The sequence below is a fragment of the Leptotrichia sp. oral taxon 498 genome (genome assembly GCF_002240055.1).
Lineage (GTDB): Bacteria > Fusobacteriota > Fusobacteriia > Fusobacteriales > Leptotrichiaceae > Leptotrichia > Leptotrichia rugosa.
In genome coordinates this window covers 2,014,653-2,027,689 of sequence record NZ_CP016753.1, presented here as the reverse complement: position 1 = coordinate 2,027,689, position 13,037 = coordinate 2,014,653, and the positions used below count along the sequence as shown (strand labels likewise).

The following is a 13,037-nucleotide window of genomic DNA, read 5'->3' as shown; positions in this document are numbered from 1 at the left end:
GAGTCAAGATATACCGATAAAAAGTATTTAAAAAAATATTATTTAATAAAAAATAGAAGGAGTAACTATGGAAAATAAAAAAGCATATTTTGGAGAATTTGGAGGGCAGTTTGTTCCAGAAACGGTAATGACGGCATTATTTGAGTTGGAAAAAGCTTACGATGAATTGAAGGATGACAAGGAATTTTATGAAAATTTTGAAGATTTGCTGAAAAATTATGTTGGAAGAGAAACGCCACTTTATTATGCAAAAAGTTTGAGCGACTATTACAACCACGACATTTATTTGAAAAGAGAGGACTTGAATCACACGGGAGCACATAAAATTAATAATGCGCTTGGACAAGTTTTACTTGCAAAAAAAATGGGAAAAAAGAAAGTTATTGCTGAAACTGGGGCTGGACAGCATGGGGTTGCGACTGCTACAGCTGCGGCACTTCTTGGGCTTGAATGTGATGTTTATATGGGAGCAGTTGACATTGAGCGTCAAAAATTGAATGTGTTTAGAATGGAGCTTTTAGGAGCGAAAGTTGTTTCGGTTGAAGATGGGCTTAAAACATTGAAAGAAGCTACTACTGCGGCAATTCAGGCTTGGGTTGCGGAGATTGAAACTGTATTTTATGTAATTGGTTCTGTTGTTGGACCACATCCTTATCCTACGATTGTTAGAGATTTTCAGTCGATTATTGGAAAAGAAGCTAGACATCAGATTGAAGATTTAGGGAAACATGCTGACCATGTGATTGCTTGTGTTGGTGGAGGAAGTAACGCGATTGGGATTTTTAGCGGATTTTTAGATGACAAAACTACGAAATTGTATGGTGTTGAAGCTGGGGGGCTTGGAATTGATACGGATAAACATGCTGCTACGTTGACGCTTGGAAGAGAAGGGATTATTCATGGAATGAAAACTTATGTGCTTCAAAATAAATATGGGCAAATTTTACCAGTTCACTCGATTTCAGCAGGACTTGATTATCCTGGAATAGGACCTGAACATTCGTATTTACATGATATGAAAAGGGCAATTTATGCGCCGGTTACTGATAAAGAAGCGATGGATGCACTAATTTTGGTAACTAGAAAAGAAGGGATAATACCTGCGATAGAAAGTGCTCATGCACTTGCTTATCTGGAAAAACTTTGTCCGACACTTTCTAAAGATAGAAGAGAAACTATAATTGTAAATGTATCTGGACGAGGAGATAAAGATATGCATACAGTGTTTTCAGTATTGAGAGGAGATGACGTTAATGAATAGTATAAAAAATGTATTTGAGAAAAAAAGACAAAATGGAGAAAAAACAAATATTGGCTATGTTGTCGCAGGTTATCCAAACTTGGAATTTACAAAAAAATTCTTAGAGAATTTGGATAAGACAAGCATTGATATATTAGAAGTTGGAGTTCCCTATTCAGATCCACTGGCTGATGGAAAACTTATTTCTGAAGCTTCTTTTGCAGCATCAGAAGCTGGAGTTACAACAGATACAGTATTTGATTTGATAAATGAAGTGAAAGAGAAAGTTACAAAACCGCTTGTATTTTTAATTTATTATAATTTAATTTTTTCTTATGGAATTGACAAATTTATTAAAAAATGTGTAGAATGTGGCATAAAAGGACTTTTGGTTCCTGATTTGCCTTATGAGGAAGCTAAAGAACTGTTTGAGAAAGCTAAAAAAAATAATATTGATTTTATTCCTTTTGTGAGTGTGACTTCACAGGATAGAATTGAAAAAGTTGCATCTAGGGGAAGTGGATTTGTATATGCAATTGGTTCGCTCGGAGTGACAGGAAGTAAACAAGTTGACTTACCAAGACTTGAAAAATTTATTGAAAATATTAGAACGAAAACTGATTTGCCTGTGTCATTGGGATTTGGAATAAAAAATAATGACAATGTTAATACAATGAGAAAATTTGCAGATGGAGTTATAGTTGGGACAAGTATAGTTGAGATCACAAAATCAAATGATGTAAATTTTACTATACAAAAGATAAATGAACTTTTTAAATAAAAAATATCAAAATTAATCTAAATATTACTAAATTAACTAAATAACTAAATTAATGGAAGAAAATTAAAAAGGTCTTCCATTTTTATTTTTAAAAAATAAATTTTACGAATATAAAAAAAAATGATATAATAATAAAAAAACAGGAGAAGTAATTTTAAAATGAGCAGTATAAAAAAAATGGTGTCATTGTTTTTGATGGCAAACGCTATCATGCTTTCGGCAAAGGAATTAAAATTGATGACATATAATATTTACGGAGCTAGACTTACAAATGGACAAAAATTGGGGCAGAGTATAAAGCCGTATTCACCGGACTTTGTTTCACTACAGGAAGTTGACAGAAACACTCAGAGAAGTAATTTTAGAGATGTGACTTCGGATATTGCAAAAGAGCTGGGATATGGCTATTATTATTTTCAGAAAGCAATGGATTATGACAAAGGTGAGTTTGGAATTGCATTTATTTCAAAATATCCGATTGAAAAGATTTATAGCTACGAGTTGCCTTCGATGGGACGGGAAAGACGACAGCTCATAATTGCTGAAATTCAAAAAAAAGTTTTTGGGAAAAAAGTTTTAATTATGAATACACATTTGGATTTTAAACAGGAAATGAAACCTGAGGAAATAGAATCACTTGGAGTTTTGACAAGTTTTTTTGACAAAAATGACATAAAATTTATAAGCGGAGATTTCAATTTTTTACCGACAACAAGCTATTACAGCGAAATGATGAAAAATTGGAAAGATACTTATATGGAAACTCGTTCGCCTGAGATAAGATCGCTTGATAAACCAAGAATTGACTATATTTTTGGAAATAAGTCAAATAAATGGAGAGTTAAGTCAAGTTATTACATAAATGACAACACGCAAGACTGGACAAAATTATCAGACCATCTTCCATATATGGCTGTACTGGATATTCGCTAATTTAATTGAAAAATAAAAAAATTTGAAAGGAGAAGTTTTTTTATGAAAGTTTCTTTGATAATGCCGACGATAAATGTCACAGATGAGCTTATATTGTTTTTGGATAGCCTTTCAAGACAGACATTTAAAGATTTTGAATTGATTGTGATAGATCAGAATAAGCACGATGAAGTATTTGAAATTTTAAAAAGATATGAAAAGTTATTTGACATAAAATATGTGAAAAGCGATGAAAAAGGGCTTAGTCTTAATAGAAATAAAGGGCTTATTTTGAGAAATGGCGAAATAGTTGGATTTCCTGATGATGATTGTGAGTATGACGACGATACGCTAGAAAAAGTAGTTTCTTTTTTTAAGCGAAAAAAAAATTACAAAATCTATTCATGCCGTACGCTTGAGCGTGGGAAAAATTATGGAACAGGTGTTATGGAAACAAAAGATATGAATATTACACCTGATAATGTTGATACGACTGTAAAATCCATCACTTTTTTTGTGAATTATAACAGGGACGAAATAATTTTATTTGATGAGCAGCTGGGAGTTGGAGCAACTTATGGAAGTGGCGAGGAAACTGATTATGTGTTGACTTTGCTTCATAAAGGTTACAAAGGTAGATATTTTGCAAATGATATAATTTTTCATCCAGCAAAAAAAGGAAATTACAGTGATTTGACGAGAGCATATAACTACGCTTTGGGATTTGGAGCTTTGGCAAAAAAAGAAGTTAAATATAGAAAAAATAGAATGTATATTTTTAAATATTGGAAAAAAATCTTTAGAAGCTTTGTGGGAATGCTTATTACGAAAAATAAGGATTATCACAGAGTAGTTTTAAAAGGGAGAAGAGAAGGTTATAAAAAGTATAAAATGTAATGATGGAGGAAAGAGAGGAAAGAATTGATAACAAAAAAATGCCTTGGTTGTGGAATTGAATTGCAATGTGAAGACAAAAATAAAGAAGGATTTGTCCCAGAAGAAAAACTTTTGACGCAAGAAAATTTGCTTTGTCAGAGGTGTTATAAAATAAAAAATTATGGGCAAAATTTGACAAATAATTTTAGTTCGGAAGATTACAGAAAAGAAGTTTTACAAAGTGTAAAAAAATCTGACATAATACTTCCAATTTTTGATATTATTGACTTTGAAGGTTCGTTTACCGATGAAGTTCTGGACTATTTACGAGATTACAATTCAATAGTTTTGATTAATAAAATTGATTTATTGCCAGATTTTGTTCATCCAACAGAGATTTCAAATTGGGTAAAAGCAAGACTTGCCGAAGAGGGAATTGTGCCAGATGATATTGCATTTGTGAGTGCTAAAAATAAATATGGCGTAAATGGTATAATCAGAAAAATAAATAATATTTTTAAAAATAAAAAAGTGAGAGCGACAATTTTAGGAGTGTCAAATGTTGGGAAATCTTCGATTATAAATTTACTTTTAAAAGATGATAGAATCACAACTTCAAAATATTCTGGAACGACATTAAAATCAATAAATAACAAAGTTCCAGACACTCAGATTACAATTGTAGACACACCTGGACTTATTCCAGTTGGCAGAGTTTCTGATTTAATAAGCGTGGAATCTGGGTTAAAATTGGTTCCAGCTGGAGAAATCTCAAGAAAGACGTTTAAGCTTGAAGAAAATCAAGTATTTATGTTTGATGTTTTTTGTAGATTTAAGATTTTGGAAGCAAATTTGGGGTACAAGACAATATTTTCAGCGTATAGCTCAAAAAATGTGAAATTTCATGTGACGCGTCAAGAAAGAGTTTCTGACTTATTAAAAGGAGATTTTTTTCAAATTTTATCCAAAAGTGAAAAGGAGAGATATTTTGAAAATAAATTTGTAACAAAAGTTATAGAAGTTAAAGAAAATGAAGAGCTTGTAATTGCAGGACTTGGCTGGATTAATGTCAAAAGAGGAACGTTAAAAGTAGAAATTGTGTATCCAGAAGCGGTTAAAGTCGTTGTGAGAGAAGCAATATTTAAGTCAAAAAAAAATTAAAAAATGGAGAAGAATATGGCGTTTAATGAAAATAGTTCAAAAATATTGAAAAAATTGTTATTCAGAAGTATTTCTTTTGTGTTTGCATTCGCTGTTGCAATTTTTATTGTCGTAATCATGGCTTCAAGAAAAGCCGATAAATTAATAAAGGCTGATGTGCAAGTGGAGACGGCAAGATTTCAGAATGCTGTGAATGAATATTATAAAAAAGAGGGAATTTATCCTGAAATTGCGGGATTTGAAAATAATTTATCTCTTGTCAAAAGTCCTAAAAATGACGGTTTTAATTTTAGTACATTCTATGGGACTGAACAAATTTATGAAATTCCTGAAAATTTGAAGCTTCACAGGGAAAGAAGCAACCAAATTGTAATAAAAAAAGATAAAAAAGGTGGCTGGGTCTACGATAAAAAAAGTGGAAAGGTTACACCAAATATTTAATAATTTAAAAAATATAATTATATGTTGATAATTAAACAAAAAAATGAAGGAAATCAAAAAAAATGAAATTTTCAAGTTTAGGGAGTGGAAGCAGTGGAAATTCCAGTTTTATTGAAATGGGAAATAAAAAATTTTTAATTGATGCAGGATTTAGCGGAAAAAGAACGGCTCAAAGATTGAATGACATAGAAAAGCGAATTGAAGACATAGAGGGAATTTTTGTGACGCACGAGCATACTGACCATATTCTGGGGCTTGGAGTTCTATCCAGAAGATATGATATTCCGATATATTTACACGAATTAACTTACAGCGTAATTAAAGATAAAATTGGAAAAATAGATAGAAAAAATCTTAATTTTATAAGAGAAGATAAAATTGTGATTGGAAATTGTGTGATAAATAATTTTGAAGTTATGCATGACGCAAAAAAATGTCTGGGCTACACTTTTGAATTTGGTGAAAAAAAACTTTCTTATGCGAGTGATGTTGGATGTGTGAATAATATTATAAGAGAAAATTTGAAAAATAGCAATGTCATCGTTTTGGAAAGCAACTATGACTACGAGATGCTTATAACAGGACCTTATCACTGGGAGTTAAAAAATCGTGTGAAAAGCAGATACGGTCACCTGTCAAATGAAGATGCGTCAAAGTTAGTTGGACAAGTTTTGTGCGACAAATTAAAAAAAGTTTATTTAATGCATATAAGTAAAGACAACAATACGCCAGAACTGGCTTATAACTCGCTGCACAAGATTTTGAAAAAAGAAAACAGAAAAAATTTGGAAATTGAAGTTATTGGGGAGGCAGGTACAAAAATTTACAAATTACCTTAAAAAATCGTTAATTTAGTGATGAAACTATAAAATGAATATAAGAAATTAATTTTTTTGAAATTTTAAAAGGAAAAAATATGTGGGAAAATTTGGAAGTTGAAGTAGATATTTGCGAGAGATGTAAATTGGGGAAAAAATACGACAATGTCCGCATTGTTGGGCAAGGAAACCAAGAAGCTGAGATATTCTTTTTGATGGATGAAATAAATGGAAAAGAAGCAGAGAGAGGACTTTTGCTAGAAGATGAAAACGGAAAGTTATTAAAAAATTTTTTTAAATATTCAAATTTGGATATGAAAAGATGTTATTTTACAACTCTCACAAAGTGCTATAAAGCAGATAATATCATCGAAGAAGAAAACATCAGTGCGTGCAGTGTCTTTTTGGACACACAGATTGCTCTGGTGAATCCTAAATATATAATTTCAGTTGGAGAAAGGCCAACAAAGGCACTTATAAAAAGTCAAAAAGTAGATATAAAAAAAATGTTTGGCAAGGAGTACGACTATTTTGGGATAACTGTTATTCCAATTTATGACATTGACTATTTTTTGAATAAGACAACCGATAAGGAAAAATGGAAAATAGCAAATATATTTGCAAATATATAAAATTATTTAAAAAAGTATTTATTTATAAGAAAGGAAATAAAAAGAATGATAGGAATAGGAATTGTAGGATTACCAAATGTAGGAAAATCAACATTATTTAATGCGATAACAAAGACACAAAATGCAGAAGCCGCAAATTATCCGTTTGCGACAATTGAGCCAAATGTGGGGCTTGTGAGTGTTCCAGATCCACGGCTAAAGGCTTTGGAAAAAGTGATTAATCCAGAGAGAACGGTTGGAGCGACAGTTGAATTTGTGGATATTGCGGGGCTTGTGAAAGGTGCTTCTAAAGGGGAAGGGCTTGGAAATCAGTTTTTGTCAAATATCAGAAATACGGCTGCAATTTGTCAAGTTGTGAGATGTTTTGACGATGACAACATTATTCATGTGGAAGGAAGCGTTGATCCGATTAGAGATATTGAAACAATCAATGCAGAACTTATTTTTGCTGATTTGGAAACTGTCGAAAGAGCGATTCAGAAAAATCAGAAACTGGCTCGTGGCGGAAACGCTGAAGGAAAGGAATTACTTGCAGTTCTTGAAAGATGTAAGGCACATTTGGAAGAATTCAAATTGTTAAAAACTTTAGAATTTACTCAAAGGGAAGAAGAATTAATAAAAGTTTATCAATTTTTGACAGTAAAACCAATGATGTTTGCAGCAAATATTTCTGAAGATGACTTGACAAGCGGGACTGAAAATGACTATGTAAAAAAAGTTAGGGAATTTGCAAAACAGTATGACAGCGAAGTCGTGACTTTTTCGGCAAAAGTGGAAGCAGAACTAATTGAAATTGAAGATGAAGAGGAAAGACAAATGTTCATTGATGAACTTGGAATTAAAGAGCCAAGTTTAAATAGATTAATTCGTGCTGGATTTAAATTATTGGGATTAATCACATATTTTACGGCTGGAGTTAAGGAAGTCAGAGCTTGGACGATTAAACAAGGGACAAATGCACAAAAATCAGCAAGTGAAATTCATACGGATATTGAAAAAGGATTTATTCGTGCAGAAGTTGTTTCATTTGATAAATTTATTGAATTAAATGGATGGAATGGAGCAAAAGAGAAAGGTGCGATGCGGCTTGAAGGGAAAGAGTATATTGTGCAAGATGGAGATGTTATGTTCTTTAGATTTAATGTTTAAAAAAATTATCAAGGGGGTCTTGCCCCGCTTATTCTTAAATAGAAATAGAAAAAATATTTCTATTTTTTTATAATTTTATAATTTTAGAATAGAATGAAAATAGGAGAAAAAATGAAACTAACTGCATTGCAAAAATTTTTGGAACTTGACAACATAATTAAATTTTTAAAGACAAATATTTTTAAATTATTTATTATTTACATTATGTTTAAAATTGCAAAAATATTTAAAGGAAGAATTGAAAAAATATTAAATTTAATATTTGAAAAATCGAATATGGATAAAAGTATTGCATCTTTTTTGATTTCACTTTATTCGGTTATTTACTATTTTATATTAATTTATATTTCAATTGGAATTTTGGGAATTAATACGACTTCAATTACAACATTTTTAGGAGCGGCTGGGATCGTGTTTGGGATTGCTTTTAAAGAAACGTTGGGAAATTTTTGCGGTGGAATTATTATTCTTACTTTTAAGCCGTTTCGTGTGGGAGACACGATTGAATATAATAATTACATCGGAACTGTAAAAAAAATTGAATTGTTTTACACAAAAATTATAAATCCGCAAAATGAGCTTGTAATCATCCCAAATGGAATTATAACTAATACAGAAATCAGAAACATAAGGGAAGATGGAGAAAGACGGCTAGATTTAACCGTAGGAGTATCTTACGACAGTGATATTCAAAAGGTTAAAGAGGTCATTAATAAGATTATTAAAGAAGAGACAATGGATAAAATCGAAGAAGATAAAAGAAAAGAAAATTTGTTTAAAAAGTGGCAAAGTACAGTTCTGGAATCGAAGGAAAGAAAAAAAATAAATTTCTTTTCTACGTTATTTTCCAGAAAGAAAATGGAAGAAGCTGAAAAATCAGCGCATGAGAATTTGAAAGAGGATCTCGATGAACTCGAAGAAGTTGAAAAAGAAAAAGAGATTACAGAACATGACAAGTTGATTTTGCCATCGCATAAACCGATTATTGGTGTGGGAGAACTAGGAGAATCTGCGATAATTTTTTACGTCTATGTCTACACGAGAACTGAACACTACATAGATTTAAAGTTAAAATTGAATGAAAAAATAAAATTGGAATTTGAAAAAGAAGGGATTGAAATACCTTATCCGCATATGAATGTGATGATAAAAAATAAATAATTTTATTAAAAAATTTTTATAAAAAATAAAAATAATTTAAAATATTTAAAAATAAATAAAATTTGAAGGGAGAAATAAAAATGGAATTAATAAGATTTGTAAACGATAATTTGGCACGAAGCAACTGTTACATAGTAAAATGTGGAAAAAAATGTTTTGTGGTTGATCCAGGAGAAGAAAAAATGACAAAAGTTATTGACTTTTTGGAAAAAAATGAGCTGGAAATGGTGGCGGTACTTTTGACGCACGGACATTGGGATCATATCTTGGGAATTAATTCGATGATGGAATACAAAAAAGTTCCACTTTTTGTGAGTGAAAAAGGTTACGAATTTTTGTTTAATCCAGAAATTTCGCTTTGTATCTGGCAAGATGTGGAATTTAAAATTGACAAAAGTTTGGACATCAGAACCGTGAAGGAAAATGATATGATTGGATTAGCGGGAATTACGGAAGATGAAGATGAATGTATTTTTAAAATAATAGAAACGCCAGGGCATACATCGGGAGATATTTGCTATTATAATGAAAAGGAAAAAGTTATGATTACAGGAGATACGATTTTTAAAGGAACTTATGGAAGAGTTGACTTGCCTACAAGTAATCCAATTGAAATGGGGAAATCGCTAAAAAAACTTATGCAGTATCCAGAAGATACGAAAGTTTATCCAGGACATAGCTTTGATACAACAATTGGAGAAGAAAAAAGATATTATTAAAAAAAAGATAAAAATAATTCTATACAAATTTAAAAAAAAATGATATAATTGCAAAAAGAGAGAGAATATAAAATGAAATTAATAATTCAAAGAGTAAATTATGCTAAAATGTTTGTCAATGATAAATTTAAGGAGGAGATAAGAAAAGGGATTTTAGCTTTTGTCGGAATAAAAAATGAAGATACACGAGAAGATATAACATATTGTATAGATAAATTGATAAATTTAAGAATTTTTAATGATAAAAATGAAAAATTAAATTTGTCGTTAAAAGATCTAGAATATGAAGTAATGGTCGTCAGTAATTTTACAATCTATGGAAATACTAAAAAAGGTAGAAGACCAAGTTTCGTTGATTCGGCAAAAGCGGAAAAAGCAAAAGAACTGTACGATTTATTTTTAGAAAAATTAAGTGAAGAAAAAATAAAATTTGGTTCAGGTGAATTTGGAGCAAATATGAAAATTGTTTCAGAAAGTGATGGACCTGTAAATTTGATAATTGAAAGTTAGTTTTTTTAATTTTTTTAGTAATACCATTTTTTTTAAAATAATCGCTTTTTATTTCTTTTTATTAATATTTAAAAATTGATGGATTTTAGCATTTTTATTGGAGAGAAAAGAAAGGAAAGGGAAAAAAAGAAAATGGGAAGAAAGATAGCATTTACATCGGCTTGTATGCTGCTTACTGCAAGTTGTACAGGTTTACAAACTAATTTAGATAAGGACAGCAGCGCTAATCCTGTCGTTGCAAATACTAGTCAAAATGATGAAGTAAAAGTTATTATAAAAAAAGGAAATGACACTAAAAAAAATAAAAAGTCAAAAGAAAATAATGATGAAATAAAAAATAAAATTGCGAAAAAGCATTCGGAAAAAGAAGAAGATGATTCAGATTATATCACGACGAATATTAATTCAAATGGGCTATTGGATGAAAAGGAACTGGTTGATGAAGAGATGCCAAATTCCCGGCTAGTAATGCAGAAATTGACAGAATTAAAAATGGAGCAGAGAAAAATATTAAGTGAAGGAACATCAAGTCAAAAAAAAGTTGTGGCGCTGCAAAATAAATTACTGCGGGCATATAAGCAATGGAAAGGGACAAAATATGTGCTTGGTGGAGATTCTGCAAGTGGAATCGACTGCTCGGCATTCACTCGGAGAGTCTATCGGGAAGTGTTTAGCTTTGAGCTGCCAAGACGGTCAGTTGACCAAGCTCAAGCGGGAAGCCATGTCCCAAGAAGCCAATTAAAAGCGGGAGATATTGTATTTTTTAAACCAGAAGGCACAGGAAATCATACTGCCGTGTATTTGGGAAATTCATTATTCTTAAACGCTTCAACATCAAAAGGAGTTGTAATTTCTACACTTGAAAATATTTACTGGAATAAAACTTTTAAATATGGTGTAAGAGTGAATGAAACAGCTTAATTACGTAGTTATGATAGAAAAATACAAAAGACATCAATATTTATAGCAAGAAGACAGAAAAGGAAGCGGTAAGTTTGACCTTAACATTGGAATTGACAACACAAGATTCGGAGTAACAGTAAATGCTGGATATGACACTAAGGGAGAAAATGTAAGAGGTGGACTTGGATTCAGATTGATTTACTAATTGAAGAAAACTTTTTTACAATTTAGCATGAATAAAAAAATAGTGAGACTTTTATGTTTCACTATTTTTATTATTTATTAATAAAAAAACCTTGATTTTACGAACAAAGTAAAGTATAATTTTACTATGAAATTAAAAATTTGAAAGTTATTTGACAAAAGAAGGTGAAAAGATGTGGAAGCAACGGTATTTTCGGTAAGTGAGATTAATTTTGAAGTAAAACAGTATTTGGAAGGGACAAATACATTTAAAAATATTTTCATTCAAGGTGAAATTTCAAATATAACTTATTACAGTTCAGGACATCTGTATTTTACTCTAAAAGACGCTGGAGCTAGCGTGAAATGTGCAATTTTTAGATATAAGTACCGTGGAGTTCCTGTGGATTTAAAAGAGGGGGAACAAGTGAAAATAAGGGGGAATGTTACTCTTTATGAAAGAAGTGGAAGTTATCAGATTGTCGCCGATTTTCTTGAGAGAACTAATTCAATTGGCTCACTTTATGAAAAAATGGAAATGTTAAAGCGAAAATATAATGAAAAGGGCTATTTTGACAGTAGCCAAAAAAAATTGCTTCCAAAACTTCCAACAAATGTGGGAGTTGTGACAGCTGCGACAGGAGCTGCAATTCGAGACATAGTAAATACAGCTCACAAAAGATTTCCAAATGTGAATATCTTTCTTTATCCTGCAAAAGTTCAAGGAGATGGGGCGGCACAGGAAATTGTGAGTGGAATTGAGTTTTTCAATAGGGCTAAAAATTTTGAAGAAAAGAATAAAATTTGTGTAGATACAGTCATTGTCGGACGTGGAGGTGGAAGTATTGAGGATTTGTGGGCTTTTAATGAAGAAATCGTGATAGAAGCGATTCACCAGTCTGAAATTCCGATTATTTCGTCAGTTGGACACGAAATTGACAATTTACTATCGGACTTAGTGGCTGATAGACGTGCTGCAACTCCAACTCAAGCTGCAGAAATTTTGATTCCTGAAAAGAAAAATTTGATTGAGGAATTGAATAATAAAAAAAATGGACTTACTAAAATTTTACAAAATCGTGTAACTTTGATGAGAAAAGAATTGGAGCAAAAGAAAAATAACTACTATATAAAAAATTTCTTGAATATTTTAGACGACAAAAAAATGGAAATTATTGAAAAAGAGAAAATTTTAATAAAAGAACTTAAAAGAATTTTGAAAAAAGCTGAGGAAAAGTTAGAATACAGAAAACAGCAAATTAATAAAATTGATTTAAAAAAAGAGATTTTTAAGCGAAAAGAAAACTTGAGAGAAAAAGAGAAAAATATAAATTTTGCGATAAAAAATATTTTGAATGACGCAAAAAAAAATTTGCAGTATAAAAAACTAAAAATTTCTAAATATTCTGTTCAGGATATTTTGAATTTAGGATATACAATTACGAGAAAAAATGGAAAAATTGTGAAAAGGGGAATTGAGCTTAGCAAGAATGATGCTGTGGAAGTTCAGTTTAAAGATGTGAGAAGAAAAATGAAAGTTGATTAAAAAAA

General features: G+C 30.8%; 14 protein-coding genes. All 14 read left to right on the top strand.

Going from position 1 to position 13,037, the window contains the following annotated elements; all coding sequences use genetic code 11:
* Nucleotides 1–67: 67 nt before the first annotated feature.
* The 14 genes from trpB to xseA all read left to right on the top strand — a co-directional run bounded on the left by trpB (nt 68) and on the right by xseA (nt 13,032).
* Entirely contained in the window at nt 68–1,261 is a 1,194-nt protein-coding gene (trpB, locus tag BCB68_RS09935; protein ID WP_094080636.1) for a tryptophan synthase subunit beta, read from the top strand.
* Nucleotides 1,254–2,021 carry a tryptophan synthase subunit alpha gene (trpA, locus tag BCB68_RS09930; RefSeq protein WP_094080635.1) on the top strand — a complete coding sequence of 256 codons (768 nt, stop codon included), beginning with the start codon at nt 1,254–1,256 and terminating at the stop codon, nt 2,019–2,021. The genes trpB and trpA overlap by 8 nt, the downstream gene beginning before the upstream one ends.
* 159 nt (nt 2,022–2,180) lie before the next feature.
* The gene (locus tag BCB68_RS09925) at nt 2,181–2,954 is read left to right on the top strand and encodes an endonuclease/exonuclease/phosphatase family protein (RefSeq protein ID WP_094080634.1); all 774 of its coding nucleotides are present in this window, start codon (nt 2,181–2,183) and stop codon (nt 2,952–2,954) included.
* 42 nt (nt 2,955–2,996) lie between these two features.
* Nucleotides 2,997–3,830: a glycosyltransferase family 2 protein gene (locus BCB68_RS09920; protein ID WP_094080633.1), complete on the top strand. Its 834-nt coding sequence runs from the start codon at nt 2,997–2,999 to the stop codon at nt 3,828–3,830.
* A gap of 24 nt (nt 3,831–3,854) precedes the next feature.
* Nucleotides 3,855–4,970, top strand: a complete 1,116-nt coding sequence (yqeH, locus tag BCB68_RS09915; protein ID WP_094080632.1) for a ribosome biogenesis GTPase YqeH — start codon at nt 3,855–3,857, stop codon at nt 4,968–4,970.
* 15 nt (nt 4,971–4,985) lie between these two features.
* Complete coding sequence (locus BCB68_RS09910; protein ID WP_094080631.1) at nt 4,986–5,411, top strand: competence protein ComE; 426 nt, start codon at nt 4,986–4,988, stop codon at nt 5,409–5,411.
* A 62-nt stretch (nt 5,412–5,473) separates the two neighbouring features.
* Nucleotides 5,474–6,250, top strand: a complete 777-nt coding sequence (locus BCB68_RS09905; protein ID WP_094080630.1) for an MBL fold metallo-hydrolase — start codon at nt 5,474–5,476, stop codon at nt 6,248–6,250.
* A 77-nt stretch (nt 6,251–6,327) separates the two neighbouring features.
* Nucleotides 6,328–6,861: a uracil-DNA glycosylase family protein gene (locus tag BCB68_RS09900; protein WP_094080629.1), complete on the top strand. Its 534-nt coding sequence runs from the start codon at nt 6,328–6,330 to the stop codon at nt 6,859–6,861.
* Nucleotides 6,862–6,906: 45 nt separating this feature from the next.
* Complete coding sequence (gene ychF, locus BCB68_RS09895; protein WP_094080628.1) at nt 6,907–8,010, top strand: redox-regulated ATPase YchF; 1,104 nt, start codon at nt 6,907–6,909, stop codon at nt 8,008–8,010.
* Between the two features lie 111 nt (nt 8,011–8,121).
* A complete protein-coding gene (locus BCB68_RS09890) occupies nt 8,122–9,171 on the top strand; it encodes a mechanosensitive ion channel family protein (RefSeq protein WP_094080627.1) in 1,050 nt (349 codons plus the stop codon).
* An 80-nt stretch (nt 9,172–9,251) separates the two neighbouring features.
* Nucleotides 9,252–9,890, top strand: coding sequence for an MBL fold metallo-hydrolase (locus BCB68_RS09885; protein WP_094080626.1), 639 nt, complete (start codon nt 9,252–9,254; stop codon nt 9,888–9,890).
* Nucleotides 9,891–9,962: 72 nt separating this feature from the next.
* Nucleotides 9,963–10,400, top strand: a complete 438-nt coding sequence (dtd, locus tag BCB68_RS09880; RefSeq protein WP_094080625.1) for a D-aminoacyl-tRNA deacylase — start codon at nt 9,963–9,965, stop codon at nt 10,398–10,400.
* Between the two features lie 132 nt (nt 10,401–10,532).
* Nucleotides 10,533–11,321: an NlpC/P60 family protein gene (locus BCB68_RS09875; protein ID WP_094080624.1), complete on the top strand. Its 789-nt coding sequence runs from the start codon at nt 10,533–10,535 to the stop codon at nt 11,319–11,321.
* Nucleotides 11,322–11,682: 361 nt separating this feature from the next.
* Nucleotides 11,683–13,032, top strand: coding sequence for an exodeoxyribonuclease VII large subunit (gene xseA, locus BCB68_RS09870; protein WP_094080623.1), 1,350 nt, complete (start codon nt 11,683–11,685; stop codon nt 13,030–13,032).
* Nucleotides 13,033–13,037: the final 5 nt, after the last annotated feature.

Excerpts from the sequence above, each read along its gene's own strand:
- trpB (WP_094080636.1), top strand. The coding sequence starts at position 68 with ATGGAAAATAAAAAAGCATATTTTGGAGAATTTGGAGGGCAGTTTGTT.
- trpA (WP_094080635.1), top strand. The coding sequence starts at position 1,254 with ATGAATAGTATAAAAAATGTATTTGAGAAAAAAAGACAAAATGGAGAA.
- BCB68_RS09925 (WP_094080634.1), top strand. The coding sequence starts at position 2,181 with ATGAGCAGTATAAAAAAAATGGTGTCATTGTTTTTGATGGCAAACGCT.
- BCB68_RS09920 (WP_094080633.1), top strand. The coding sequence starts at position 2,997 with ATGAAAGTTTCTTTGATAATGCCGACGATAAATGTCACAGATGAGCTT.
- BCB68_RS09910 (WP_094080631.1), top strand. The coding sequence starts at position 4,986 with ATGGCGTTTAATGAAAATAGTTCAAAAATATTGAAAAAATTGTTATTC.
- BCB68_RS09905 (WP_094080630.1), top strand. The coding sequence starts at position 5,474 with ATGAAATTTTCAAGTTTAGGGAGTGGAAGCAGTGGAAATTCCAGTTTT.
- BCB68_RS09900 (WP_094080629.1), top strand. The coding sequence starts at position 6,328 with ATGTGGGAAAATTTGGAAGTTGAAGTAGATATTTGCGAGAGATGTAAA.
- ychF (WP_094080628.1), top strand. The coding sequence starts at position 6,907 with ATGATAGGAATAGGAATTGTAGGATTACCAAATGTAGGAAAATCAACA.
- BCB68_RS09890 (WP_094080627.1), top strand. The coding sequence starts at position 8,122 with ATGAAACTAACTGCATTGCAAAAATTTTTGGAACTTGACAACATAATT.
- BCB68_RS09885 (WP_094080626.1), top strand. The coding sequence starts at position 9,252 with ATGGAATTAATAAGATTTGTAAACGATAATTTGGCACGAAGCAACTGT.
- dtd (WP_094080625.1), top strand. The coding sequence starts at position 9,963 with ATGAAATTAATAATTCAAAGAGTAAATTATGCTAAAATGTTTGTCAAT.
- BCB68_RS09875 (WP_094080624.1), top strand. The coding sequence starts at position 10,533 with ATGGGAAGAAAGATAGCATTTACATCGGCTTGTATGCTGCTTACTGCA.